22 protein-coding genes and 2 tRNA genes are annotated in these 25,026 nt (G+C 70.2%); 7 read left to right on the top strand and 17 right to left on the bottom strand.

Features of this window, described 5'->3' with window-relative positions; translation table 11 throughout:
- Positions 1-47 precede the first annotated feature (47 nt).
- Positions 48-2,015, top strand: coding sequence for a Stk1 family PASTA domain-containing Ser/Thr kinase (gene pknB / locus SACTE_RS16280; RefSeq protein WP_014047132.1), 1,968 nt, complete (start codon positions 48-50; stop codon positions 2,013-2,015).
- A gap of 251 nt (positions 2,016-2,266) precedes the next feature.
- Positions 2,267-3,247: a restriction endonuclease gene (locus SACTE_RS16285; RefSeq protein WP_226995169.1), complete on the top strand. Its 981-nt coding sequence runs from the start codon at positions 2,267-2,269 to the stop codon at positions 3,245-3,247.
- A 33-nt stretch (positions 3,248-3,280) separates the two neighbouring features.
- Here the strand turns inward: SACTE_RS16285 and SACTE_RS16290 are convergent, their stop codons facing one another.
- From SACTE_RS16290 to SACTE_RS16310, 5 genes are all read right to left on the bottom strand, one after another.
- Entirely contained in the window at positions 3,281-4,018 is a 738-nt protein-coding gene (locus tag SACTE_RS16290; RefSeq protein ID WP_014047134.1) for a class E sortase, read from the bottom strand.
- A 36-nt stretch (positions 4,019-4,054) separates the two neighbouring features.
- The gene (locus tag SACTE_RS16295) at positions 4,055-5,452 is read right to left on the bottom strand and encodes a class E sortase (RefSeq protein WP_014047135.1); all 1,398 of its coding nucleotides are present in this window, start codon (positions 5,450-5,452) and stop codon (positions 4,055-4,057) included.
- A complete protein-coding gene (locus SACTE_RS16300; RefSeq protein ID WP_014047136.1) occupies positions 5,449-6,087 on the bottom strand; it encodes an aminodeoxychorismate/anthranilate synthase component II in 639 nt (212 codons plus the stop codon). The genes SACTE_RS16295 and SACTE_RS16300 overlap by 4 nt, the downstream gene beginning before the upstream one ends.
- On the bottom strand, positions 6,084-6,272 hold the full coding sequence (locus tag SACTE_RS16305) for a hypothetical protein (RefSeq protein WP_014047137.1): 189 nt from the start codon (positions 6,270-6,272) through the stop codon (positions 6,084-6,086). The genes SACTE_RS16300 and SACTE_RS16305 overlap by 4 nt, the downstream gene beginning before the upstream one ends.
- Positions 6,273-6,339: 67 nt before the next feature.
- On the bottom strand, positions 6,340-7,107 hold the full coding sequence (locus SACTE_RS16310; protein WP_014047138.1) for a DUF881 domain-containing protein: 768 nt from the start codon (positions 7,105-7,107) through the stop codon (positions 6,340-6,342).
- Between the two features lie 136 nt (positions 7,108-7,243).
- Between SACTE_RS16310 and crgA the strand changes: the two genes are divergently transcribed.
- Positions 7,244-7,498, top strand: a complete 255-nt coding sequence (gene crgA / locus SACTE_RS16315) for a cell division protein CrgA (RefSeq protein ID WP_014047139.1) — start codon at positions 7,244-7,246, stop codon at positions 7,496-7,498.
- A gap of 264 nt (positions 7,499-7,762) precedes the next feature.
- Here crgA and SACTE_RS16320 read toward each other — a convergent pair whose 3' ends face one another.
- Together SACTE_RS16320 and SACTE_RS16325 are read right to left on the bottom strand one after the other, a co-directional pair.
- Complete coding sequence (locus SACTE_RS16320) at positions 7,763-8,662, bottom strand: rhomboid family intramembrane serine protease (protein ID WP_014047140.1); 900 nt, start codon at positions 8,660-8,662, stop codon at positions 7,763-7,765.
- A gap of 189 nt (positions 8,663-8,851) precedes the next feature.
- Entirely contained in the window at positions 8,852-9,379 is a 528-nt protein-coding gene (locus SACTE_RS16325) for a peptidylprolyl isomerase (RefSeq protein ID WP_014047141.1), read from the bottom strand.
- A gap of 347 nt (positions 9,380-9,726) precedes the next feature.
- On the opposite strand from SACTE_RS16325, the gene SACTE_RS16330 reads away from it, so the two are divergent.
- On the top strand, positions 9,727-10,452 hold the full coding sequence (locus SACTE_RS16330; RefSeq protein ID WP_014047142.1) for a DUF5324 family protein: 726 nt from the start codon (positions 9,727-9,729) through the stop codon (positions 10,450-10,452).
- A 145-nt stretch (positions 10,453-10,597) separates the two neighbouring features.
- Here the strand turns inward: SACTE_RS16330 and SACTE_RS16335 are convergent.
- Positions 10,598-10,670, bottom strand: a tRNA-Ala gene (locus tag SACTE_RS16335).
- A 172-nt stretch (positions 10,671-10,842) separates the two neighbouring features.
- On the opposite strand from SACTE_RS16335, the gene SACTE_RS16340 reads away from it, so the two are divergent.
- Both SACTE_RS16340 and SACTE_RS16345 read left to right on the top strand, forming a co-directional pair.
- Complete coding sequence (locus SACTE_RS16340; protein ID WP_014047143.1) at positions 10,843-11,391, top strand: DNA-binding protein; 549 nt, start codon at positions 10,843-10,845, stop codon at positions 11,389-11,391.
- Positions 11,392-11,494: 103 nt separating this feature from the next.
- Positions 11,495-12,847, top strand: a complete 1,353-nt coding sequence (locus tag SACTE_RS16345) for a serine/threonine-protein kinase (RefSeq protein ID WP_014047144.1) — start codon at positions 11,495-11,497, stop codon at positions 12,845-12,847.
- A 9-nt stretch (positions 12,848-12,856) separates the two neighbouring features.
- Here the strand turns inward: SACTE_RS16345 and SACTE_RS16350 are convergent, their stop codons facing one another.
- The 3 genes from SACTE_RS16350 to SACTE_RS35080 all read right to left on the bottom strand — a co-directional run bounded on the left by SACTE_RS16350 (position 12,857) and on the right by SACTE_RS35080 (position 16,408).
- On the bottom strand, positions 12,857-14,188 hold the full coding sequence (locus SACTE_RS16350; protein ID WP_014047145.1) for a hypothetical protein: 1,332 nt from the start codon (positions 14,186-14,188) through the stop codon (positions 12,857-12,859).
- Positions 14,185-16,059: a VWA domain-containing protein gene (locus tag SACTE_RS16355; RefSeq protein ID WP_014047146.1), complete on the bottom strand. Its 1,875-nt coding sequence runs from the start codon at positions 16,057-16,059 to the stop codon at positions 14,185-14,187. Before SACTE_RS16355 ends, SACTE_RS16350 begins: the two co-directional genes overlap by 4 nt.
- A gap of 214 nt (positions 16,060-16,273) precedes the next feature.
- On the bottom strand, positions 16,274-16,408 hold the full coding sequence (locus SACTE_RS35080) for a DLW-39 family protein (RefSeq protein WP_003958712.1): 135 nt from the start codon (positions 16,406-16,408) through the stop codon (positions 16,274-16,276).
- A 285-nt stretch (positions 16,409-16,693) separates the two neighbouring features.
- Between SACTE_RS35080 and SACTE_RS16360 the strand changes: the two genes are divergently transcribed.
- A complete protein-coding gene (locus SACTE_RS16360; protein WP_014047147.1) occupies positions 16,694-17,053 on the top strand; it encodes a DUF6344 domain-containing protein in 360 nt (119 codons plus the stop codon).
- A 338-nt stretch (positions 17,054-17,391) separates the two neighbouring features.
- Here SACTE_RS16360 and SACTE_RS16365 read toward each other — a convergent pair.
- The 6 genes from SACTE_RS16365 to recF form a co-directional block, all read right to left on the bottom strand.
- Positions 17,392-17,468, bottom strand: a tRNA-Ile gene (locus SACTE_RS16365).
- Between the two features lie 76 nt (positions 17,469-17,544).
- Positions 17,545-18,141: a DUF3566 domain-containing protein gene (locus tag SACTE_RS16370; RefSeq protein WP_014047148.1), complete on the bottom strand. Its 597-nt coding sequence runs from the start codon at positions 18,139-18,141 to the stop codon at positions 17,545-17,547.
- A 93-nt stretch (positions 18,142-18,234) separates the two neighbouring features.
- On the bottom strand, positions 18,235-20,850 hold the full coding sequence (gene gyrA / locus SACTE_RS16375; RefSeq protein WP_014047149.1) for a DNA gyrase subunit A: 2,616 nt from the start codon (positions 20,848-20,850) through the stop codon (positions 18,235-18,237).
- A 46-nt stretch (positions 20,851-20,896) separates the two neighbouring features.
- The gene (gene gyrB, locus SACTE_RS16380) at positions 20,897-22,966 is read right to left on the bottom strand and encodes a DNA topoisomerase (ATP-hydrolyzing) subunit B (protein ID WP_014047150.1); all 2,070 of its coding nucleotides are present in this window, start codon (positions 22,964-22,966) and stop codon (positions 20,897-20,899) included.
- Positions 22,967-23,334: 368 nt separating this feature from the next.
- Complete coding sequence (locus SACTE_RS16385; RefSeq protein ID WP_014047151.1) at positions 23,335-23,895, bottom strand: DciA family protein; 561 nt, start codon at positions 23,893-23,895, stop codon at positions 23,335-23,337.
- A complete protein-coding gene (gene recF, locus SACTE_RS16390) occupies positions 23,892-25,022 on the bottom strand; it encodes a DNA replication/repair protein RecF (RefSeq protein WP_014047152.1) in 1,131 nt (376 codons plus the stop codon). Before recF ends, SACTE_RS16385 begins: the two co-directional genes overlap by 4 nt.
- Between the last annotated feature and the right edge of the window lie 4 nt (positions 25,023-25,026).

Below are 25,026 nucleotides of genomic sequence, written 5' to 3' on the forward strand. Positions count from 1 at the left end.
ACCACACACGGGTGCGGTCGGGACTGACGGAGAGGGCTGGATCAGTTATGGAAGAGCCGCGTCGCCTCGGCGGCCGGTACGAGCTGGGCTCGGTGCTCGGCCGTGGTGGCATGGCCGAGGTCTACCTCGCCCACGACACCCGGCTCGGCCGCACCGTCGCCGTGAAGACGCTGCGGGCGGATCTCGCCCGCGATCCGTCCTTCCAGGCCCGGTTCCGCCGGGAGGCCCAGTCGGCCGCCTCGCTCAACCACCCGGCGATCGTCGCCGTCTACGACACCGGCGAGGACTACGTCGACGGCGTGTCCATCCCGTACATCGTGATGGAGTACGTCGACGGCTCCACGCTCAGAGAGCTCCTGCACTCGGGTCGCCGGCTGCTGCCGGAGCGCACCCTGGAGATGACGGTCGGGATCCTCCAGGCGCTGGAGTACTCGCACCGCGCCGGGATCGTCCACCGCGACATCAAGCCGGCGAACGTCATGCTGACGCGCACCGGCCAGGTCAAGGTCATGGACTTCGGCATCGCCCGCGCCATGGGCGACTCCGGCATGACGATGACCCAGACCGCGGCCGTCATCGGCACCGCCCAGTACCTCTCCCCGGAGCAGGCCAAGGGCGAGCAGGTCGACGCACGTTCCGACCTGTACTCCACCGGCTGTCTGCTCTACGAACTCCTCGCGGTGCGGCCCCCGTTCGTCGGGGACTCGCCCGTCGCGGTCGCCTATCAGCACGTGCGCGAGGAGCCGCAGCCGCCGAGCACCTTCGACCCCGAGATCACGCCCGCCATGGACGCGATCGTGCTGAAGGCGCTCACCAAGGACCCCGACTACCGCTACCAGTCGGCCGACGAGATGCGCGCCGACATCGAGGCCTGCCTCGACGGCCAGCCGGTCGCCGCCGCGGCGGCGATGGGCGCGGCGGGCTACGGCGGGTACGACGGCTACGGCAACGACCAGCCCACGCAGGCCCTGCGGCCGACGGACCCGGGCGGCGCCCCGACCTCGATGCTTCCTCCGATCAACCCGGACGACGGCGGCTACGACGACCGCGGCGGCCGCCGACGTCAGCAGAAGAAGAGCAACACCTCGACGATCCTGCTGGTCGTCGCGGGCGTCCTGGTGCTGATCGGGGCCATCCTGATCGGCCGCACGGTCTTCACCAGCGACAGCGGCAGCGACGAGATCCCGGCGCCGAAGGTGGTCGGCTACACGGTCGACGAGGCGCAGAACTTCGCGGACAACTCCGGCGTCACCCTGAAGGTCGGCGCCAAGGAGGAGTGCGAGAACCAGGCCGAGGGCAAGATCTGCAGCCAGGATCCGGCCGCGGACGCCACGATGAAGAAGGGCGACACCGTCACCGTCGTCGTCTCCACCGGAGCGCCCAAGGTCGAGGTACCGGACGTCCTGGAGAAGTCCCAGGAGAGCGCCCAGAAGATCCTGGAGGACAAGGGCTTCACCGTGAAGGTGGAGTCGGTCGAGTCCGACAGCACCCCCGACACGGTGACCAAGCAGTCCCCGGAGCCCGGCGACAAGGCCGAGCGGGAGTCCGAGGTCACGATCACCGTGGCCAAGGAGAAGCTGCTGGACCTTCCGGTGCTCAACCGCACGTACGACGAGGCGGTGTCCCAGCTCAACGGCATCGGCTTCAGCAACATCTCGAAGCAGGAAGTCGACGCCGACCAGCCGGCGGGCACGGTCGTCGGCCAGACCCCGGAGGGCCCCAGCAAGCAGGCCAAGGACGTCCAGATCGTCCTGAAGGTCTCCAAGGGACCCCCCCAGCCGGAGCAGGTGGCTGTCCCCGATCTGTCCAACAAGACGCTCGCCGAGGCCAAGGCCGCCCTGGCTCAGGCCGGGCTGCAGATCAGCGTCCAGGGCGTGGACGAGGACAACGCCAGGGTCCTCGGATTCCAGCCGCAGGCAGGCCAGATGGTCGACAAGAACAGCACGGTCAACGTGCAGACGATGCCGGGCGGCAACGGCAACTTCTTCGGCGGCCAGTCCGGATCACGGGACTGACCACCAGGCGTCTCGCCTCCGCACAGGGCCCCGGTCACCTGGACAGTGACCGGGGCCCTTCGCTGTGCCCAGCCCATTGGTTGTGTCTTCATATGGGCTGACTCGTTGAACAGCTGAAACCGGATATCGAACCGGTCGCATCCGTGACGCGAGAGGCCATGAGCATGATCAACGAAGCCGCACTGCTGGAGTCGAGGTCGCTTCGCGATGACGTAGTGGACCGTACGCACGTCATCGACACGATCAAACCCTTGTCTCTTCTTCCTGACGGCATGCACGTGACGACGTCGATGGTCGCGACCTACTTCGAAGTGGCGGAGACCGTCATCAGGGCCGTCGTGTTCGACCACCGCGAGGAACTCGAAGGCAACGGCTACCGCGTTCTCACCGGCCCGGAACTGAGTTACTTCAAGCAACTCAGTGGGATCCGTACGCACACAGCGTCGCTCGCACTCTTCTCCCGACGCACCGTCCTCAACGTCGCCATGCTCCTCCGCGACAGCAACGTCGCACGTCAGGTGCGTGCCTACCTGCTCGACACGGAGTACACGGCCCGGAACCGGCCTGTGGACAACTCTGTCCACAACCTCCCCGCCGACCTGCTCGCCGCCCTTGCCGCAGGTCTCGACAACCGCATCGACCAACGCGTCACGCACATCCTCGGCACGACCGTCGTGCCCCTGTTGAACGCCCTGATCGAAAGCGCGGGCGAACAGCGCAGGGGCCTCCTCCCGGCCCGTGAGGACATCCACCGCGCACAACGCAAGCTCGCCCAGCACGAGCAGAAGCCGCACCGGCTGGAGCGCGCCCGCGCGCGACGGCCACTGACCGGATCACGGCCCCCGGCCAGGTCCACGGCCTCGACGGACGCCATGACGGGCCGGGAGTTCGCGCAGCACGTGGCGGAGCCGCTGCGCCGCGACGGCTGCACGGACGTGGAGATCGACAGCGGCGGCGACAGGGACGCCACCCTCACCGCCCGCACCGCCGACGGGCGCGGCCTGGTCGCCCGGTGCGGGAACCGCACGCCGCACCGGGCGGTGGGGGATGGCGAGATGCGGGAGTTCGTCGGGACCAAGGCACTTCACCGGGCCGACGTGGCCGTGTACGTGGCGACCCGCCCCCTCTCCCGCGAGGCGCACGACGTCGCGGCGCAGGCCGGTGTCACCGCCGTCCATCGCGGGCTGCTGGAGGCGTGGAGCGCGGGCACGGTGCTCCAGGCACTGCGCTGAACGAGAAGGGGCCCCACCCGGAGGCCGGACGGCTCAGCGCAGCTCCGCCGGCTTCGTGCGGTCCTGGTCGACCTTCTCCGTACGGACCAGCTCGCCCCAGACGATGTAGCGGTACTTGGACGTGTAGACCGGGGTGCACGTGGTCAGCGTGATGTACCGGCCGGGCTTCTTCACCCCGGACTCCTTCGGCACCGGGGCGATCACGTCGACGTTGTACTTCGACGTCTCCGGGAGCTCCGCGTAGACCTTGTAGATGTACCAGGTGTCCTTGGTCTCGAAGACGATCGCGTCGCCCTTCTTGACCTTGTCGATGTTGTGGAACCTGGCGCCGTGTCCGTCCCGGTGCGCGGCGAGCGTGAAGTTACCCTTCTCGTCCGCGGGCAGGGCCGATTTCACCGGGTCCGTGTAGTAGCCGGCGATGCCGTTGTTGAGGGTCTCGGTGTCGGTGCCCTTCTTGACCAGCACCTCACCGTTCTCCATGGCGGGTACGTGCAGGAAGCCGATGCCGTCCTTGGTGTCCAGCTCGCCGGGGCCCCGGCCGTCGGCCCAGTGGTCGCGGACGGTGTCGCCCTGCTTGCCGGCCTCCCGGTCGGCGAGCACGTTGGTCCACCACAGCGAGTAGGCGACGAAGAGCCCGAGCAGCACGCCCGCGGTGATCAGCAGCTCGCCGAAGACGCTCACCACCGCCGCGACGGGATGGCGGCGGCCTCCACCGCGCACCGGGGGCGCCGATACGTCGGCACGCTCTTCCTGCTCGGTCCTCGCTGCCACCGCACCCGCCCCTGTCGTGATGTCGCCCAGCCTGCCTCAGCCGACGAGCGCGTCGGGCTTCCCCTTGCTGCGCGGCCGTTCGTCGACCATCTTGCCCCACACGATCATTCGGTACGTACTCGTGAATTCAGGCGTACACGTCGTCAGCGTGATGTACCTGCCCGGACCGGTGAAGCCGGAACCTTGCGGCACTTCGTCGATCACCGAGACGTTGGACGGTGACGTCTGGGGGAGGATGCTGGTCATCTCGTACGTGTAGTACGCGTCCTGGGTCTCGACCACGATCGGGTCCCCGGGCTTCAGCTTGTTGATGTAGCGGAACGGCTCGCCGTGGGTGTTGCGGTGGCCCGCCACCGCGAAGTTGCCCTGCTTCGCGGACGGCATCGCGGTCTTCAGCGTGCCCTCGGCGTAGTGCCCGACCATCCCGCGGTCGAGGACCTTCTCCTTGCTGATGCCCTCGGCGATCGGCGCGACGACGTCCAGCTTCGGGATGTGCATGATGGCGAAGCCCTGGCCGGGCTCGAAGGCGCCCGGCGTGCGCGACCCGTTGGCCCACTGGTCCTGGATCTTGTGGGTCTCGCGCCCGGCGATCTGGTCGGCGCGGACGTTGGTCCACCACAGCTGGTAGGTGACGAAGAGGAGCATCAGGACGCCGAAGGTGATGAACACCTCTCCCACGACCCGGCTGGCCACGACGGCCGGACTGTCCTTGGCGGCGCGGGCCGCCCGTCTGGCCTCCAGACGTGACATCGGCGCCGCCGGCTTCCCGGCGGACGTGTCCGCCGCGGGGCGGGGCTCCGGACGCCGCCGTCCGCGCCCCTTCGCCGCCCGTCTGCGCTCGGCCCGCCCGCCGGTCGGCGCAAATTCAGACGTCGGGGCAGCGCCGTCGGACACGGTGCCGTCGACGTCGTCCGCCTGCCGTGGCTCCGCGACCGGCAGGACGGCGGTCTCGTCAGGGACGACCGGGCCGCGGTGCACGCGCGTCGTGCCCGGCTCGGCGGCGGGCTGCTCGGCACCCCGCGGAGCGCGGGGCGGCCGCACCCCCTGCGGAGCCCCTGGACCACGCACGGCCTGAGGGGTCTCGGACGCCCGAGGGGCCTGCGAGACGACTTGAGGGGCTTGAGGGGCCTGAGGGGCGTCCTGGGAGCCGTACCAGTCCCGTCGGTAGCCCTCGGGGTCGTACCACTCGCCCGGGGTCTCCACGGGCTGCTGGGCGCCCTGCTGGGCCGCCGAAGGCGCGCCCCGGCCGCCCTCACCACCGCTCGGAGCCGTCTCCGCCCGGAACCACGGCGAGGTGTGCTGCCCCGGCAGCGGATCGTTCAGCGGGTCCGCGAGCTGGTCCACCGCCGCCTCGAACGTGCCGTCGGCCGCGTACGCACCCCGCACGTACGGGCCGTCGGGGCCGTCGTCGTGCTCGGGGCCTGGTGGGGTCACGCGGCGGCCTTGCCCACCACCGGGGCGAGTCCCGCCGACCTGGCGACGGCCCCGGAGTCCCCGCACCGCTGAAGCCAGTTGGCCAGCATCAGGTGCCCGTGCTCCGTGAGCACCGACTCCGGGTGGAACTGCACACCCTCCACCGCCAGTTCACGGTGGCGCAGGCCCATGATGATGCCGTCCTCCGTACGCGCCGTGACCTCCAGCGCATCGGGCACGGTCGCCGGTTCGGCGGCCAGCGAGTGGTAGCGCGTCGCCGTGAACGGCGAGGGCAGCCCGGCGAACACGCCCTGGCCCTCGTGGAACACGGGGGAGGTCTTGCCGTGCAGCAGTTCCGGCGCCCGGTCCACCACACCCCCGTACGCCACGGCCATCGACTGCATGCCCAGGCAGACCCCGAAGACCGGGACGCCGACGGCCGCGCAGTGGTGCACCATCTCGATGCAGACACCCGCCTGCTCCGGGGTGCCGGGGCCCGGCGAGAGCAGGACCCCGTCGAACCCGTCCTCGGCGTGCGCGGTGGTCACCTCGTCGTTGCGCACCACCTCGCACTCGGCGCCGAGCTGGTAGAGGTACTGGACGAGGTTGAAGACGAAGCTGTCGTAGTTGTCCACGACGAGAACGCGTGTGCTCACCGGCCGGTCCCCGCTCCTTGGGCGCCCTGGCCGTCCACCGTCACGTCGCCGAACGGGAGCAGCGGCTCCGCCCAGGGGAAGACGTACTGGAACAGCGCGTAGACGGCCGCCAGGACCAGGACGAGTGAGATCAGACCCCGAACCCACACGTTGCCCGGCAGATGCCGCCAGATCCAGCCGTACATGCTGTCCCCTCCATTCGGTACGGCACCAGACTAAACGGCGGGGGTGCGGGAGCGGGACGGATACGGGCTACTCCACCGGCTGTGCGTAATGGAGGTCCACCGTGCCGGAGTAGCCGGGGAGCGTCGCCTTGTCCTTCTCCTCGACCTTCCAGCCCAGCCCGTACGCCTTGACGTACAGCTGGTAGTTCTGGATCGCCGCCGAGTCGTCGAGGGCCTTGCGGAGCGCGGCCCGGTCGCCGACGGCCGCGATCCGGTACGGCGGGGAGTAGACCCGGCCTTGCAGGATCAGCGTGTTGCCGACGCAGCGCACCGCGCTGGTGGAGATCAGCCGCTGGTCCATCACCTGGACGCCGCGGGCCCCGCCCTCCCAGAGCGCGTTGACGACGGCCTGCAGGTCCTGCTGGTGGATGACCAGGTCGTTCGGCTGCGGTTCGGGGTAGCCGGGGTTGGCGGTGGCGTCCGGCGGGGCGTCGTCCAGGGTGACGGTCAGGGCCTCGCCGGTGAGCTTCGTGGTGCCCGCCGACTTCTCCAGGGCGTCCAGCTTCGCGTCCTCGGCCCGGGTGCTCCGGTCGTCGCGCCGGGCCAGGGCGTCGATGTCCGCGCGCACGGCGGCGGTCGACCGGTCCAGCTCGGCGTTGTTCTCGCTGCGCTGCTGAATGAGGTCGGAGAGCTTCAGCAGGGACGAGTCGGTGCGGATATCGGTGCCCTTGGCCGTGTTCGCGCTGGTGACGAAGATCAGCCCGGCAAGGGCGAAAACGGCAGCCGTGAGCGTTTGGACCGGCCACCGGGACCCGCGCCGGACCGGACCTTGGGGGGAGTCGGCAGAATTGCTCAACGTACCCTTATCTCCTTAGGCGCCACGGAAGCACTACGCTAACGGACGCCCCGGGGAGGCAGCATTCCCCCTCGCGCCCCGGCGCCAGCCACAGATCCCTGCGCGGTCACGCAGCGCATCGACAGGAGAGTCCCTCGTGCCGAAGTCACGTATCCGCAAGAAGGCAGACTTCACGCCGCCCCCGGCGAAGCAGTCCACCAACATAAAGCTGACCAACCGCAGTTGGGTGGCGCCGGTGATGCTGGCGCTCTTCCTGATCGGTCTGGCCTGGATCGTGCTCTTCTACGTGACCGAGGGCGACATGCCGCTCAGCGCGCTGGGCAACTGGAACATCGTCGTAGGCTTCGGCTTCATCGCCGGCGGCTTCGGCGTCTCCACGCAGTGGAAGTAGCCCGGATCCCGGCCTTCCCCTGAAGTTACCCACAGAGTTATCCACAGACGGGGGAAAAGGTCAGACGATCTGTGGATAACTCTCCCTCGTGTTGACGCCGGTGTGACCGTACTCCGTGCACGCTTCCGCATCCGGGGCCGGTACGCCCCTTGTCCTGCCTGATAGAACCCGGCTCAGCGACAAGGGGCACACCTGTTCCCCACGTCATACACAAGATCCGGCACGCTCTGTGGACAACTATGATCACCGAGCAACCGATTCCGCTCAGACAAGGACTGCGGTGCGCACGAGGACGGTCACCACGACCGTCATCAGCACCAGTGCGCAGGTGCCGAACTGTACGAGGCCCCGGTGCGCCCGGGGCGCGTGCACCATGGCGATCGCCATCACGACACCGGCGACCAGGCCGCCCAGGTGGGCCTGCCAGGCGATCGATCCCCAGGGGTTGAAGGTGAAGATCAGGTTCACCACGAGCAGCGCGATCACCGGCCGCATGTCGTAGTTCATCCGGCGCATGAGGACGGCCGTGGCGCCCAGCAGCCCGAAGACCGCGCCGGAGGCACCGAGCGAACCCTGCGCGGGGTCGGAGACCGCGTAGGTGAGCGCACTGCCCGCGAGGCCGGAGAGCAGGTAGAGCGCGAGATAGCGCACCCGTCCCAGGGCGGCTTCGAGCGGCCCGCCCAGCCACCACAGCCCCAGCATGTTGAACGCGATGTGCCACACCTCCTGGTGCAGGAACATCGACGTGAACAGGCGGTACCACTGCCCCTCGGCCACCCCCTCGATCCCGGCCGACGGATCGCCGAGGTAGGCCCGGCCGAACAGCAGCAGTTCGTCGAGCAGGGAGTCGTCGACCGACACGGCGATGAAGACCGCGAGGTTGAGGACGAGCAGGATCTTGGTGATCAGACGCGGGTCGGCGGCGACGCTCCCGCCCGCCAGGGTGCGGGGTCTGCTCGCGGCCGGGTGGTGCCCGGTGCCGGAACCCTCACGGACGCACTCCGGGCACTGGAAGCCGACCGAGGCGTCGATCATGCACTCCGTACAGATCGGCCGCTCGCACCGGACGCAACGGATGCCCGTCTCCCTGTCCGGATGCCGGTAGCAGGTGAGCGGCCCGCCCGCCGCCGCGGACCCGTCCTGGTCGTCAGGCTGCTGCTCCATCGGTCACGGCCCCTTCGGTCCTCGTCCCGGCGCTCACCTGGGCAGGCGGCAGACATGCGACCGCCCCGCTCGCCCGTTGTGTAGCAGTACGGACGAACAGGGCGATTGGTTCCCGAACCGACCGACCGGCTGACCGACCGACCTCCCGGCCGAACCGACCGACCGAACCGACCGGCGGCCCGGGCCGCCTCAGTGGGTCTCGATGACGACCGACTCCAGCACGACGTCCCGCAGCGGACGCTGGGTGCGCGGATTGGTCGGTACCGCCGAGATGGCGTCGACGACCCTCCGGGAGGTCTCCGTGTCCACCTCACCGAAAATGGTGTGCTTGCCGGTCAGCCAGGCCGTCGGCGACACGGTCACGAAGAACTGCGAGCCGTTGGTGCCCGGGCCCGCGTTAGCCATCGCGAGCAGGTACGGCTGGGTGAAGGCGAGGTCCGGATGGAACTCGTCGGCGAACTCGTACCCGGGACCGCCCGTGCCGTTCCCCAGTGGGTCGCCGCCCTGGATCATGAAATTGCCGATCACACGGTGGAAGACGGTGCCGTCGTAGAGCCGGTCCGTGGACTTCGTCCCCGTCGCCGGGTCGGTCCACTCGCGCCCCCCGGTGGCGAGCTCGACGAAGTTCCTGACCGTCCTGGGCGCGTGGTTCGGCAGGAGCCGGATCGCGATGTCTCCCTGGCTGGTCCTCAAAGTGGCGTAAAGCTGCTCGGCCACGGTCCGCCTTCCGTACGTCTGCGCTGAGGAGCTCCGATCCTCGCACGGGGCGCCCCCCGCACGGCCCGGCCGACGGGGCGCTCGGGCGTCGCTCACCCTGTCATCCGTCCTTCCCCACCTTTCCTCCACTTTCCACGGAACACGTGCGGCCAAGTGCGCGCCGGGGCGGGGCACACCGGCACACACCGTGGCATGGTCGTCGGAACACTCCCCTTATGCCCTTTTGATGGAGTGTGTCGCTCTTGACCCGGATGCCCGTCCCATCTGGCGCCGAAGGCCTTGGCGGGCATGATTTCGAATTGGGTGGATAGGCGGAGTACCTACCCGCCACCAAGGAGGAGGATCACGTGACCCGCATCGACAGCGTGCGCGCCGCAACCTACTCGGCGAAGGACAGCGCGCAGCACGCCGCGGAAGTGGTGGCGCCCTACGCCGACACGGCCAAGGAACAGGCCGCGCACTACGCACACGAGGCCCGCGCACGGCTCGCGCCCAAGGTGTCGAAGGCCGCGTCGCAGGCTCGTGGCCAGTACGACGCCTACCTCGCCCCACGTATCGAGCAGGCGTTGACCCATGTGCCGCCGAAGGTCGACGACGCGGCGCAGCGCGCCGCGGTACGGACGCGCCGAGCGGCCCGGAGCGCCGCCGAGTACGCCGTGCCGCGGGTGGAGTCCGCGGTGGCCGCGAGCCGGCCCATGGCCGAGGAGGCGACCGCCCGGAGCGCCGCCGCGCTGGCCGCGCTGCGTGGCCAGGTGACGGCCAAGGAGGTCCAGAAGCTCGTACGCAAGCACGAGCGTCGGGCCAAGTGCGGCCGGTTCGCCAAGGGCGTCCTCGTGCTCGGCGCACTGGCGGGCGGCGCGTTCGCCGCCTGGAAGTGGTGGGACAAGCAGGCCAACCCCGACTGGCTGGTGGAACCGCCCGCCCCCACCGAGGTGTCCGACGACCGCGCGCCGCTGTCCTCCGTGGACGGCAGCGGGACGACGGTGTTCGACCCGGAGGTCAGGACCGAGCAGGACGAGGCCGGCATCGGTGAGATCCGCTCGGAGGACGGCGAGCGGGGCGAGCGCCCCTGAGCGGCGAAACGGCCCGGGACGCACGAGAGGGGCGTCGGAAGGACAACCGTCCTTCCGACGCCCCTCTCGTCGTGCCACTGCCCATGAACGAAGCCATGGAAGAAGCCCCCTGACCGCGTTCTTGCCGGTCAGGGGGCTTTCGATGTGGAGCCTAGGAGATTCGAACTCCTGACATCTGCCTTGCAAAGGCAGCGCTCTACCAACTGAGCTAAGGCCCCGGGAAGGGATGGCGGCGCCGGACACCTGCGTGCCACGACGTCCGTCGCAGGACAGAGTACCGGTTCACCCCCCGGATCCTGCAAAAGGATTGGGGCTCCCGGTCCACAACCACTCTCCGTAAGATGCACGACGAGGTTCGCAGCAGCGAAGCCGCAGCGATGGGGAGACGCAATGGACGCAGCGCAGCAAGAGGCGACGGCTAGAGCCCGGGAGCTCCAGCGCAGCTGGTACGGAGAGCCGCTGGGGGCGCTCTTCCGCAGGCTGATCGACGACCTCGGGCTCAACCAGGCGCGGCTCGCCGCGGTACTGGGGCTGTCCGCTCCGATGCTCTCCCAGTTGATGAGCGGCCAGCGGGCCAAGATCGGCAACCCCGCGGTCGTCCAGCGTGTCCAGGCCCTTCAGGAACTCGCCGGTCAGGTGGCCGACGGCAGCGTCAGCGCGGGAGAGGCCACCGACCGTATGGAGGAGATCAAGAAGTCCCAGGGCGGTTCGGTCCTCACCGGCACCGGCCAGACCACCACGAGCGGCGGGGCGCCCACGGTCCGGCGCGTGGTCCGCGAGATCCAGTCCCTGCTCCGGTCGGTCGCCGCCGCGGGCGACATCATCGACGCCGCGGACTCCCTCGCCCCGACCCACCCGGAACTGGCAGAGTTCCTCCGGGTGTACGGAGCGGGGCGCACCGCCGACGCGGTCGCGCACTACGAAGGCCACCAGAGCTGAGAAGCCCTGGGGCCACGGGGGCGGGGGCCTGGACGACAGGGCCCCTCGTGTCCCGGGGGCCGGGCAACGAGCCGGAACTTGGACGGGGAGCGGGCACAGCACAATGGGTGAGGTCTTCGCCGGTCGGTACGAACTGATCGATCCGATCGGACGCGGTGGGGTCGGGGCCGTCTGGCGCGCCTGGGACCACCGGCGCCGCAGGTACGTGGCGGCCAAGGTGCTCCAGCAGAGCGACGCGCACACGCTGCTGCGCTTCGTCCGCGAGCAGGCGCTGCGGATCGAGCACCCGCACGTCCTGGCCCCCGCCAGCTGGGCCGCCGACGACGACAAGGTCCTGTTCACGATGGACCTGGTCAGTGGCGGATCGCTGGCCCATCTCATCGGCGACTACGGCCCGCTGCCTCCGCGCTTCGTCTGCCTGCTGCTCGACCAGCTGCTGTCCGGGCTGTCCACCGTGCACGCCGAAGGGGTGGTGCACCGGGACATCAAGCCGGCCAACATCCTGCTGGAGGCCACCGGTACGAACCGGCCGCATCTGCGCCTCTCCGACTTCGGCATCTCGATGCGCAAGGGCGAGCCGCGGCTGACCGAGACCAACTACGTGGTGGGTACGCCGGGTTACTTCGCCCCCGAGCAGATGATGGGAGCCGAACCCGACTTCCCCGCCGACCTGTTCGCGGTCGGCCTGGTCGCGCTCTACCTGCTTCAGGGCCGAAAGCCCGACTCCCAGGCGCTGATCGAGTACTTCGCCGCGCACGGCACCCCGGGAGCGCCGCAGGGGGTGCCGGAGCCCCTCTGGCAGGTCCTCGCCGGGCTCCTGCAGCCGGACCCCCAGGCCCGGTTCCGTACCGCCACGGGTGCGCGCAAGGCTCTCACGGCGGCGGTCGAGATGCTGCCGGACGCCGGACCGGACGACGAACCGGTGGAGGTCTTCGACCAGATCGGTCCGCTGCCGGACGGATTCGGCCCCGACGGACCCGTGAGCCCCCCGCAGACGCCCGTAGAGGCCCTCGGCGGGGCCGTGGGCGCCGTGGGCGCCGGACAGGCGTCACAGCCGCCCCAACAGCCCCTGGGCGCGGGACAGCAGGCCTACGGGCCGCCGCCCGTCTCCATGTCCGAGACGGGGAGCTTCCACCTCGCGCCGCCCCCGCGGCAGCCGGCGCCACCGCCCCGGCCGGCGCAGCCGTACACCCCGCCCGGTACGCCGCCCGCGCCCCCGGGCGCGCCCTTCACCACCGCGCCGGACCCCGCCCAGGCGCCCACCGCCCCCGCGCGGCACGGCACGGCGCCCACCCGCGCCTACACGGAGGCCGCCCCCTACCAAGGCCCGGCCGCCGTGCCCTCCCCGCCCGCGCCCCGGACGCGTCCGGGACCGCCACGCGTGGTGGCGGTCCCGGTGCTGCTCGTGGCGCTGATCTGTTTCGCGGTGGGCATCTGGGCGCTGACCCAGACCTGACCCGCCCGGTCAGCCGCCCCAGGCCTGGGGCGGCTGACCGCCGTACGGCGGCGTCGCCCCGGGAGCGGTGGTCCGGCGCCTGGCGAGCAGCGTCCACACCCCCAGCCCGAGCACGAGCACGGAACCCGCGCCGATCCCGGCGGCGGCCACCATCGTCATCGTGCCGCTCTTCGCCGCCTGCGGGGCGCTCTGCCCGCTCCTGGCCATGTCCCTGTCGTCGTCGGTGACGCCGAAGATCCCCGCGTCGCCCGCGTAGGGACCGGAGCGGGCCTCGCCCCGTACGCTGATCCGGAGGGTGAGGCCGATGGGGTCGTCCCCGTAGTGGTCGGCGACCGCCGGGTCGAGCGTCACCGACAGGTAGTACCAGCCGGCGAACCGCATGGCGCTGATGGTCGAGGCGGAGTCGTAGCGGTTCTCGTACGCCACGGGGGGCAGCGGCCTCAGGGCCACCGAGACCGGCTTCCCCGAGTACGACGCCGTGGCGTCGTCCACGTGCCCCAGCGCCGGGTTGTCGAGCGCCACCGCGAGGGCGTTGCCGAGGTACTCCGTGGACTTGTTGTCGTTGCTGAGCGCGGCCGTCGCGAAGATCTGCTGGCCCCAGTCCACCGGTACGCGGTAGAAGCGCGTCTGCCCCGGGGCGACGGTGTCCACCCACTCACCGGTCTCCAGGCCGGTGGCCTCGTAGTAGCTGCTGCCGCCCGACCGCTTCTGCTGCCCGGTCGGCGGGGTCGGGGACGCCGAGGGCCAGTTCTCGGGGGCCTGGGTCGGCCGCGCCTGGCCGGACTTCAGCGCCGGCTCCGTGGCGAAGCGCAGCTCCAGGTCCCACGCGGCGGGGGACGAGGTCGGCTTGCTCTCCCGCTCGATCAGGACGTTGTAGGTGCCGGCCGCGTCGCACGGCGCGGTGCCGTCCTTCTCCACCGTCCGGTAGGCGTACGCGGCGATGGGGCGTGGGAACTCCGCCGACTCGAAGGACGCGTCCCCCGAACCGCACCGGGTGTCGTCCAGGTTGCGCATGCTGACGGTGATCCCGTCCCCGTAGGCGACCTGCCCGGCGGCCTTCGGCACGGCGACCGCGGAGACGTACGCGTCGGTCCTGTCGTCGAGGTCCACGCGGTAGTAGAGTTTCTCGCCCGGCTTGATCGAACTGCGGTGGACCGACCCGGCCGTCAGCTCCTGGGCCTCGGAGTTGTTCTCCGCACCGCGCACCGTCCTCGCCGCCGGGTCGAAGACGTACGCCCCCGGGCCGGCCGCCGCGTGCGCCTGTCCCGGCAGCGCCGCCACCGCGCACATCGCCGCGGCGACCGCCGACGCCACCCGGCCCCTGCTGGCCTGCCTCTTCACGCGCTCCCCCTCGTCGTCCTTCCGCCCGACCGCCGGCGGCCGCGTACGACGACGAGCCCCGCGATCAGTGCGACCAGGGCACCCGCTGCGCCCGCGGTCGCGATGCCGGTCCATCCTGCCCCGCCCGTACCGCCGCTGTCTGCGACCGCAACCGAATCGCCGCCCTCGCCCGGCTTCGTCTGCCCGGGGGGACGCGTCACGGCAGGGGCTCCGTGCTGGGGCCCGGCCAGCTCGTCCCCGACGACCGCCACGCGCAGCACCACCCCGATCCCCGGGTTCTCGGCGATCTCGGCCACCTTCGAGCCCAGGGTCACCGCCAGGTAGAAGTCGCCTCCGGAGTGCACCGGCCGGACCCAGGCGGCGGACTCGTAGCGGTTCGTCCAGGCGACGGGCACCGACCCCATCCGCACGGTCGCCGGGCGGCCGGTGTACGACGTCCTCCCGGTGAACTCGCCGCCGCCACCGATCGGGAACCGCTCCGGGGTGTACAGCCGGGTCGCCCCGTACGAGTACGTCGAGGGGACGCCGTCCACGGTCGGCTCGTTGGCGAACTCCACGTCGTAGCGCACCTGTTGTCCCCAGCCGGCCGCGACCTTGTACCAGAGGGTCTGCGCGGGCAGGATCCGGTCCCGCCATACGCCCGCGCCCAGCTCCTCGGCGTCGTTGAACCCGGTGCCGCCCCGGACGTCGCGCGGATCCCCCGTGGGCAGGACGGCCCGCTTCCCACCCGTGCCGTACTCCGGCCGGGATTCGGCGGGCGTGACCCCGTCGGCCAGCGGCTCCTCCAGTCCGTACACCATCTCCAGCGGCCAACGGGCGCCGTCCGAGCCCTTCTTGGTCTGCCGCTCGACCACGAGCCGGTAGCCGCCCGCCTCGTCGCAGGCGCGGCTGCCGTCCCCGGACGGGATCCGCGCGACGGCGGAGGTCAGCGGACTCGCCCCCTCGGCCTGACCGAAGTACCGGGTGTCCGTATCGCACAGGGAGCCGGAGGGGGCGTGCGTCAGCGCGGTACGCAGGGTGTCGAAGGCATCGACGGCCGCGCCGGGCTGCGGAACGGCGGTCACCGAGAAGCCGGCCGTGGAGACGGCGTCCAGGGAGAGGGAGTAGTACCTCTTCTCACCCGGCCCGATGGTGTCCAAGTACTGCCCGGGCCCGAGCGCCGGCGCCCCGTCCGCCCGCGCGGACCCCTCGACCGGATCGCCCTTCAAGCGGTAGCCGGAGGCGGAGAGTTGGGCCGAACGCAGGAGCTGCCGGGCGAGCGCGTCGGCGTCGGGGGCGTCGTAGTAGCGCCCGTTGCCCGCCTCTGCGACACATTCGAGCTGCTCACGGGCCGCGCCCTTCACCTGGAAGCCCACGGTGTCGATCCGCAGACCGGCGCCCTGCCCGGCGAGCCGCGCGGCGACCTCGCACGGCGGGGGCGTGCCGCAGGTGTCCTCGCCGTCGGAGACCAGGACGATCGTGCGCGTCCGGGCGGCGCCGTCCCGGGGCGCGGGCAGGTCTTCGGCGGCCTTCCGGAGGGAGAGGCCGATGGGGGTGTCCCCGGTGGGCCGGACACCCGCGACGGCGCTCTTCACGGCGGCCCGGTCCAGCGGGCGCACGGGCCGCACCAGGCGGGTGTCCGCGCAACCCTGGGGGCGGTCCGCGCCGTACACCCGCAGCCCTGTCGGATAGCCGTCGGGCAGGGCGTCGACCACGGCCCCCACGGCCCGGCGGGCGCTCTCCATACGGGTGCTGCCCGTGCCGTCGTCCTCACCCATGGAGCCGGACGAGTCGAGCACCATGACCAGGCTGCCGCCGGCATCGTCCGTGACGGCCGGCACGGCCGCCACGGGCAGTGCTCCCGCCGACAGCACCAGCAGCGCCCCCGCCACCGCCGCTCCCGCCCTGCGGCACCGGTCCACCGCCCCCGTCCGTGCCCCCACCGCGACCCCCTCGGCCGTCCGACCCGCTTCTTCGCTATCGCAAGCTAATGATTTGCTGGGGTGAACTCAAGAGCACAACCGTCACGGTCCCGCAACAGGAACCCGGACAGCACGAGGCCCCGGCCGCTGAGCGACCGGGGCCTCACGTTCAGACTGTTCCGTCTCACACACCCGAACCTGCGGGCACGGAGTCGGTCGCCTCCGTCCACAGATCCTGCTCGGCGCGATCCGCCTGGATCTGGCGGTACACGAGGAGCCCGCCGATGGCGGCCAGTGCGACCAGGAGAAGCTTCTTCACCGCGCGACCTCGTCTTTCCTTGACGTAAGGGACTTCTGCGGCCCGACTATACACACCGGCCGATACCGTTCGGTGACCTGCCCGGCGCCCCGCGGCCGCCCCGTTCCGGGGCACTTCACGACGGCCGTCGCGGGGCCCGTCGGGCAGGTTCTCGGAGGTGGTTGCACCAGAAGAGTGGTGTTCATCGGAAGATCGGCGCAGCGCGGGCGTCGGTGCCCGGATTCGGACCCCGGATCCACATCATCAGAAAGGTAAGCAAACCGGACCACCTGAAAGCGAGGGGCCATGAACAGCTTCAAGGCCAAGAGCATCTGGACCGCCTTCGTCACCGCCTTCTTCGCACTTCTCGCGTCGCTGGGCCTCGCCACCGCCCAGGCCACGGCCACGGAACCGGCGGCCACGCCCCAGGAGCACACGACGGCGACCCCGGCAACCGCGGCCATCCCGTCGGTGCGATGGACCCTTCCGCGTGACAGGGCGCTGCCACCCACGATGAAGCAGCGCATCCGCGCCGAGGCGCACGGCTCCTCACCCGCCACCCGGCAGCTGACCACCGACTCCGTGAACACCGCCCGCACGACGCTCGGAGCCCTCGCCGCCCTCGGCCCCACCCCCGCCAGGGATTCGACCCCGCTGCCACCCTGAGAGCCCCGCGGCTGACACGGCAAGGCCCCTGGACCGGATCCACTCCGGCAGGGGCCTTCTTCATGCCCGTCCGCCCGAGGGCCGACGGCCGGCCCTCGGGCGGACGCGGAGCGGGATCGGTCGAACCGGACTGCTCGGCGCCACCCGCGATCCGGCCGGCGGGGAGGCGGCCCTGGCGGACGTTCCCCTGGTCACGGCACCGAACCTTCTCCACGACAAGAGACGGGCCGATCTCGCGACAGGGCACGCGGCCAGGCACGTCGGCAGACACGGGCGTAGGGCGACCCTGGCCCCACAGACGCCGAAGGCCCCCACCGAACCGGTGGGGGCCTTCGTGCTGGTGGGGCTAACAGGATTTGAACCTGTGGCCTCATCCTTATCAGGGATGCGCTCTAACCAACTGAGCTATAGCCCCGCCGCGCTGTTGTGTCGCGCTGACTTCTGAAGATTAGCGCACGTCGGGGCCAGTCCCAAAATCGATACCCGGCGGCCTACTCGTCCTCGGCGAGAGTGAGCTCCACGCCACCCACGAAGCCGGCCGACAGGTTGTAGATGAACGAGCCCAGCGTCGCCAGCGCGGTGGCCAGCACCACGTCGATCACCGCGATGACCGACGTGAAGATGAGGACGCGCGGCAGCGACAGGAACGACTGCAGGTCGAAGCCGTTGCTCTCGTTCGAGCCGGTGGCCTCGCTGATCGTGCCACCCACCGTCTCGAAGACGCCCATGGCGTCCATCACCATCCACAGCACCGCGGAGGCGACCACCGTGCAGATGCCCAGCGCGATGGACAGCAGGAAGCTGACCTTCATCACCGACCACGGATCGGCCTTCGCCACCCGCAGACGGGCCTTACGGGTACGCGGAGTGGTCCGCGCCCCCGTCCGGGGCAGACGGGTCGCCTGCGCGCCCTCGTCGCCCCGCACTCCTCCTTGTGTACCGACGCCCTGCGTACCGCCCGCGGGGGACGGGTACGCCTGGGGCGGGTGGTAGGGCCCCGCAGGGCCCGTCGCGGGTTCGCGTTCGCCGGGCAGTGGCCCGGTCGCGTACCCCTCGTACTGGGGCTGAGGTCCCCGAGTGTCCGTCACAGTGCCCCCTTGGGAGTCCGTGGCAGGGCCACGGGCACCGTTCGAGCCTGCTCCCGAAGCGGCCGGACCGGCGCCCGTGGCTCCACTCACGCTCTACTCCTCGTGCTCCCCGGCCGAAGGCTCCGTGCCCTCGGCCACGCTCTCGGCATGGGCCTCGACCGTGTCGTCTTCGGCCCCTTCGGTCCCGTCGACCTCTTCGGCCTCGCGACCCGCCTCGGCGTTGCGCGCGATGCCGACGACGGCGTCGCGCTTGCCCAGATTGATCAGTTGGACGCCCATGGTGTCACGGCCCGTCTCCCTGACTTCATTGACTCGCGTACGGATCACACCACCGCCGAGTGTGATGGCGAGGATCTCGTCCGTCTCCTCCACCACCAGCGCCCCCACGAGGGATCCCCGGTCCTCGACGATCTTGGCAGCCTTGATGCCCAAACCGCCACGGCCCTGGACGCGGTATTCGTCCACGGCGGTCCGCTTCGCGTACCCGCCGTCGGTGGCCGTGAAGACGAACGTACCGGGCCGGACGACATTCATCGAGAGCAGTTCGTCGCCTTCGCGGAAACTCATGCCCTTCACACCAGAAGTCGCACGGCCCATCGGACGCAGCGCGTCGTCCGTCGCCGTGAACCGGATCGACTGGGCCTTCCTGCTGATGAGCAGCAGGTCGTCCTCGGCCGACACCAGCTCCGCACCGATCAGTTCGTCGTCCGCGCCGCTCTCCGTCTCCCGGAGGTTGATCGCGATGACGCCACCCGAACGCGGCGAATCGTAATCCTTCAGCGACGTCTTCTTCACCAGACCGCCCTTGGTCGCCAGGACCAGGTACGGCGCCGCGTCGTAGTCGCGGATGGCCAGGATCTGCGCGATCTGCTCGTCCGGCTGGAAGGCGAGCAGGTTCGCGACGTGCTGGCCGCGCGCGTCCCGGCCGGCGTCCGGCAGCTCGTAGGCCTTGGCCCGGTAGACCCGGCCCTTGTTCGTGAAGAACAGCAGCCAGTGGTGGGTCGTCGACACGAAGAAGTGGTCGACGATGTCGTCTTCCCTGAGCTTCGTACCCCGGACGCCCTTGCCGCCCCGCTTCTGCGAGCGGTAGTCGTCCGTCTTGGTGCGCTTCACATAGCCGCCACGGCTGATCGTGACGACGATGTCCTCCTCGGCGATCAGGTCCTCGACGGACATGTCACCCTCGAAGGGCACCAGCTTGGAACGCCGGTCGTCGCCGAACTTGTCGACGATCGCGGCCAGTTCCTCACTGACGATCTTCCGCTGCAACTCCGGCGAGGCGAGGATCGCGTTGTACTGGTCGATCTTCGCCTGGAGCTCGTCGTGCTCGGCGGTGATCTTCTGGCGCTCCAGCGCGGCCAGCCGCCGCAGCTGCATCTCCAGGATGGCGTTCGCCTGGATCTCGTCGATCTCCAGCAGGCCCATCAGGCCCTCACGCGCGATCTCCACCGTGTTGCTGCGGCGGATGAGGGCGATGACCTCGTCGATCGCGTCGAGCGCCTTGAGCAGGCCACGCAGGATGTGCGCGCGCTCCTCGGCCTTGCGCAGCCGGAAGCGCGTACGCCGGACGATGACCTCGATCTGGTGCGTCACCCAGTGCCGGATGAACGCGTCGATCGACAGGGTGCGCGGAACACCGTCGACGAGCGCCAGCATGTTCGCGCCGAAGTTCGTCTGAAGGTCGGTGTGCTTGTACAGGTTGTTCAGGACGACCTTGGCGACCGCGTCCCGCTTGAGCACCACGACCAGGCGCTGGCCGGTACGCGAGGACGTCTCGTCGCGGACGTCCGCGATCCCGCCGATCTTGCCGTCCTTGACCAGGTCGGCGATCTTCTGCGCGAGGTTGTCGGGGTTGGTCTGGTACGGGAGCTCCGTGACGACCAGGCACTGCCGGTTCTGGATCTCCTCGACCGCGACGACCGCGCGCATCGTGATCGAGCCGCGGCCCGTGCGGTAGGCGTCCTCGATCCCGTTCCGGCCCACGACCAGCGCGCCCGTCGGGAAGTCCGGGCCCTTGATCCGCTCGATCAGGGCGTCCAGGAGCTCGTCCGGCGAGGCCTCCGGGTGCTCCAGGTACCACTGGGCGCCCGCCGCCACCTCGCGGAGGTTATGGGGCGGGATGTTGGTCGCCATACCGACCGCGATGCCCGCGGAACCGTTCACCAGGAGGTTCGGGAAGCGCGCCGGCAGAACCGTCGGCTCCTGGTTGCGGCCGTCGTAGTTGTCCTGGAAGTCGACGGTCTCCTCGTCGATGTCCCGGACCATCTCCATGGACAGCGGCATCATCTTGCACTCGGTGTACCGCATGGCGGCGGCCGGGTCGTTGCCCGGGGAACCGAAGTTGCCGTTGGAGTCCACGAGCGGCATGCGCATCGACCAGTGCTGCGCCAGTCGCACGAGCGCGTCGTAGATCGAGGAGTCGCCGTGCGGGTGGTACGTACCCATGACGTCACCGACGACACGAGCGCACTTGTAGAAGCCCTTCTCGGGCCGGTAACCCCCGTCGTACATCGCGTACAGCACCCGGCGGTGGACGGGCTTGAGGCCGTCCCGCACGTCGGGCAGCGCACGCGAGACGATGACGGACATCGCGTAGTCGAGGTAGGAGCGCTGCATCTCCGTCTCGAGCCCCACGGGCTCGACACGCATGCCCACACCCGGGACGGCGGGCACCTCTTCAGGCGTCACAGGGGAATTCTCGTCGGCCATTACTGGTCAAAATCCTTTCGAGCTGCGGCTTGCTGGTACGGCCGACTCAGATGTCGAGGAAGCGGACGTCCTTGGCGTTGCGCTGGATGAACGAGCGCCGCGCCTCGACGTCCTCGCCCATCAGCACGGAGAACAGGTCGTCGGCCTGCGCCGCGTCGTCCAGCGTGACCTGACCCAGCACACGGTGGTCGATGTCCATCGTGGTGATCCGCAGCTCCTCGGCGTTCATCTCGCCGAGGCCCTTGAAGCGCTGGATCGAGTCTTCCTTGATCCGCTTGCCGTTCTGCTTGCCGAGGGCCACCAGGGCGTCGCGCTCACGGTCGGAGTAGGCGTACTCGAAGTCGTCGCGGCCCCACTTGATCTTGTAGAGCGGCGGACGCGAGAGGTACACGTGCCCCGCCTCGACCAGCGGGCGCATGAAGCGGAAGAGGAACGTCAGCAGCAGGGTGTTGATGTGCTGGCCGTCGACGTCGGCGTCCGCCATGAGAATGATCTTGTGATAGCGGAGCTTCTCGATGTCGAAGTCCTCGTGGACACCGGTGCCGAACGCCGAGATGAGCGCCTGGACCTCGGTGTTCTGGAGGATCTTGTCGACCCGGGCCTTCTCGACGTTCAGGATCTTGCCCCGGATCGGCAGGATGGCCTGGTACATCGGGTTGCGGCCGGACTTCGCCGAACCACCGGCGGAGTCACCCTCGACGATGAAGATCTCGCACTTCGTCGGGTCGTTGGACTGGCAGTCGCTCAGCTTGCCCGGCAGCGAGGCGCTCTCCAGGAGCCCCTTGCGCCGGGTCAGGTCACGTGCCTTGCGGGCCGCCACCCGGGCGGTGGAGGCCGCGATGCCCTTGCGGATGATGTCGGCGGCCTCGTTCGGGTTCCGGTCGAACCAGTCCGTCAGCTGCTCGTGGACGACCTTCTGCACGAAGGTCTTGGCCTCGGTGTTGCCCAGCTTGGTCTTGGTCTGGCCCTCGAACTGCGGCTCGCCCAGCTTCACCGAGATGATCGCCGTCAGGCCCTCGCGGACGTCCTCACCGGTGAGGTTGTCGTCCTTCTCGCGCAGCAGCTTCTTGTCCCGCGCGTACCGGTTGACCAGGGAGGTCAGCGCCGCACGGAAGCCCTCCTCGTGCGTACCGCCCTCATGCGTGTGGATCGCGTTGGCGAAGGAGTAGACACCCTCGCTGTACTGCGTGTTCCACTGCATGGCGATCTCGACCGAGAGGAGGCGCTCCTTGTCCTCGGACTCGATGTCGATCACCGACTGGTGGATGACGTCGCCCTTGCGGGAGTTCAGGTACTTGACGAAGTCGACGATGCCGTCTTCGTAGTGGTACGTGACCGTACGGGTCGACTCCTCCTCGGGCACCTCGACCGCTTCGGCGCTGTCCGCACCGGCCGTCGCCTTCGCCGACTCGCGCTCGTCGGTGAGCTTGAGGGTGAGGCCCTTGTTCAGGAACGCCATCTCCTGGAAGCGGCGCGAGAGGGTCTCGAAGGAGTAGTCGGTGGTCTCGAAGATGTCGCCGTCGGCCCAGAAGGTGACGGTCGTACCCGTCTCCTCGGTGGCCTCGTGACGGGCCAGCGGGGCTGTCGGGACACCCAGCTTGTAGTCCTGGGTCCAGCGGTAGCCGTCCGTCTTGACCTCCACGGCCACCCGTGTGGACAGGGCGTTGACGACGGACACGCCCACACCGTGCAGACCGCCGGAGACGGCGTAGCCGCCGCCGCCGAACTTGCCGCCGGCGTGCAGCACGGTCAGCACGACCTCGACGGCCGGCTTCCCTTCGGACGGCACGATGCCGACCGGGATACCGCGGCCGTTGTCGACCACGCGCACGCCGCCGTCGGCCAGGATCGTCACATCGATGGTGTCCGCGTGCCCGGCCATCGCCTCGTCGACCGAGTTGTCGACAACCTCTTGCACGAGGTGGTGGAGGCCGCGCTCACCGGTGGAACCGATGTACATACCCGGGCGCTTGCGGACCGCGTCCAGGCCCTCGAGGACCGTGATCGCGCTGGCGTCGTACGAGGGGGAACCCTCGCTCTGCTCACCGGCTGTGGACGGAATGTTCTCGTTGGGGTTGCCGGAATCGGCCACGAAGCGCCCTTTCTGGCACAGCACAGGCCGTTCTCCGGACAGACGGGAGCGGCTGCGTCGTTCGGCTTGTATCGACGACTCCCGCACGGAAGCGGGATTGTGCCCCCAGTCTACCGCTAGCGCCGACATGAATGGGGGTTTGCCGGTACCTGAGTACGCATGTGCCGCCCTGAATGAGCGGCTGACGACTCCCCATATTCAGGACGGGTCCCTGGGAGGCTCACGCGGGCATTGAGCGCTTCGGGCTGTCAACCTCCCGCTACGGTGAGGGACGCCTCACCCGAGCCGGCCGGTGCGAACCGGCGCAGACCGCCCATCCCGGCATCCCGGTGGGGGTTCCGGAGCCCGTACGCGGAGCGGGAGACGGGTCGGCGAAGAGGGAAACGGCCAGGTCAGCCGTAGGTGTCGCCGGGTCCTCTGCTGCCGGGGGTGCGAAGCGGACCGAAACCCCGCTGCGGGCCCCCCGGACCCAGTACCTTGATCATCCGCACTGTGCCGTGCCCGAGATCGGTGTTCAGCCGCGCCACCAGCTGTGGAGCCAGCAGCCTCAGCTGCGTCGCCCACGCCGTGGAATCACAGGAGACGGTGAGCACCCGCTCCTGCGGCTCCTCGTCGTAGCGCACCGGTACGCAGTGCTTGGCCAGGTCGTCCCCGACGATCTGGGGCCACCGGCCCATCACACCGCCCACCGCGGCCGGCGTCTCCCAGCCGCGCTCCGTGATCAGCCGGTTGATCGCCGAGCCCAGCGGCAGCGGGTCCCGCCCGTCGGACCGGGCTCCCGACCGCAGACCGCCACCACGTCCGGCCTGTTTCCGCTGCTGCGCGGCCGTGCCACGGGCACGCGCCTGCTCCTTCGCCGCCCGCAGCGCCACCCGGGCCAGGTCGACGCCCGACAGCTCGGGCTCCTTCGCCCCCGCAGAGGCGGGCTCGGGGATCTGCGACGAGTCGCTCACAGCCGCTCCACCGCGCCCTCGGACACCGCGTACCGCGTTCCCGACAGCACTCCGGGGACGTCGTCGTCCACCGCCGCCGTCACCAACACCTGCTCGCCCGGGGCCACCAGCTCGGCCAGCCGCTCACGGCGGCGGGTGTCCAGCTCGGCGAAGACGTCGTCCAGGACCAGCACCGGCTCGTTGCCCTCGCCGCGCAGCAGGTCGTAGGAGGCCAGCCGCAGCGCCAGCGCGTACGACCAGGACTCACCGTGGCTCGCGTACCCCTTGGCGGGCATCCCGCGCAGTCCGAGCACCAGGTCGTCGCGGTGCGGGCCCACGAGCGTCACACCCCGCTCGATCTCCTGCTTGCGGGCCTCGGCGAGCGCCGCCATCACCTGCTCGTACAGCTCCTCGCGGGTGCGGGAGGGCCCCACCTCGGGGCCGACGGAGCTGCGGTACTCCAGCGCCACCGGACCCCCGCCCGGCGCGACGTCCGCGTACGCCTTGTCGGCCAGCGGCTGAAGGGTCGCGATCAGGTCCAGCCGCTGGGCGAGCAGCTCCGCGCCGACCCGGCCCAGGTGCTGGTCCCAGACGTCGAGGGTGGACAGGTCCATCGACCGGCCGCCGTGCCGCCGGGCCATCGCGGCGGACTTCAGCAGGGTGTTGCGCTGCTTCAGCACCCGCTCGTAGTCGGACCGGACGCCCGCCATCCGCGGGGAACGCGCGGTGACCAGCTCGTCGAGGAAGCGGCGGCGCTCCCCCGGATCGCCCTTCACCAGGGCCAGGTCCTCCGGGGCGAACAGCACGGTCCGGACTATCCCCAGGACGTCACGGGGGCGGACCTGGGAGGACCGGTTGACGCGCGCCCTGTTGGCGCGGCCCGGATTGATCTCCAGCTCGATCAGCTGCGACCGCTCGCCCTGGGTGACCGCGGCGCGGACGACGGCGCGCTCCGCGCCCATCCGCACCAGCGGGGCGTCGGAGGAGACCCGGTGGCTGCCGAGCGTCGCCAGGTAGCCGACCGCCTCGACCAGGTTGGTCTTGCCCTGGCCGTTGGCCCCCACGAACACGGTGACGCCCGGGTCGAGAGGAACCTCGGCCCGGGCGTACGAGCGGAAGTCGGCCAGCGAGAGATGCGTGACGTGCATGGTC

This window comes from Streptomyces sp. SirexAA-E, from assembly GCF_000177195.2.
Taxonomy (GTDB): domain Bacteria; phylum Actinomycetota; class Actinomycetes; order Streptomycetales; family Streptomycetaceae; genus Streptomyces; species Streptomyces flavovirens.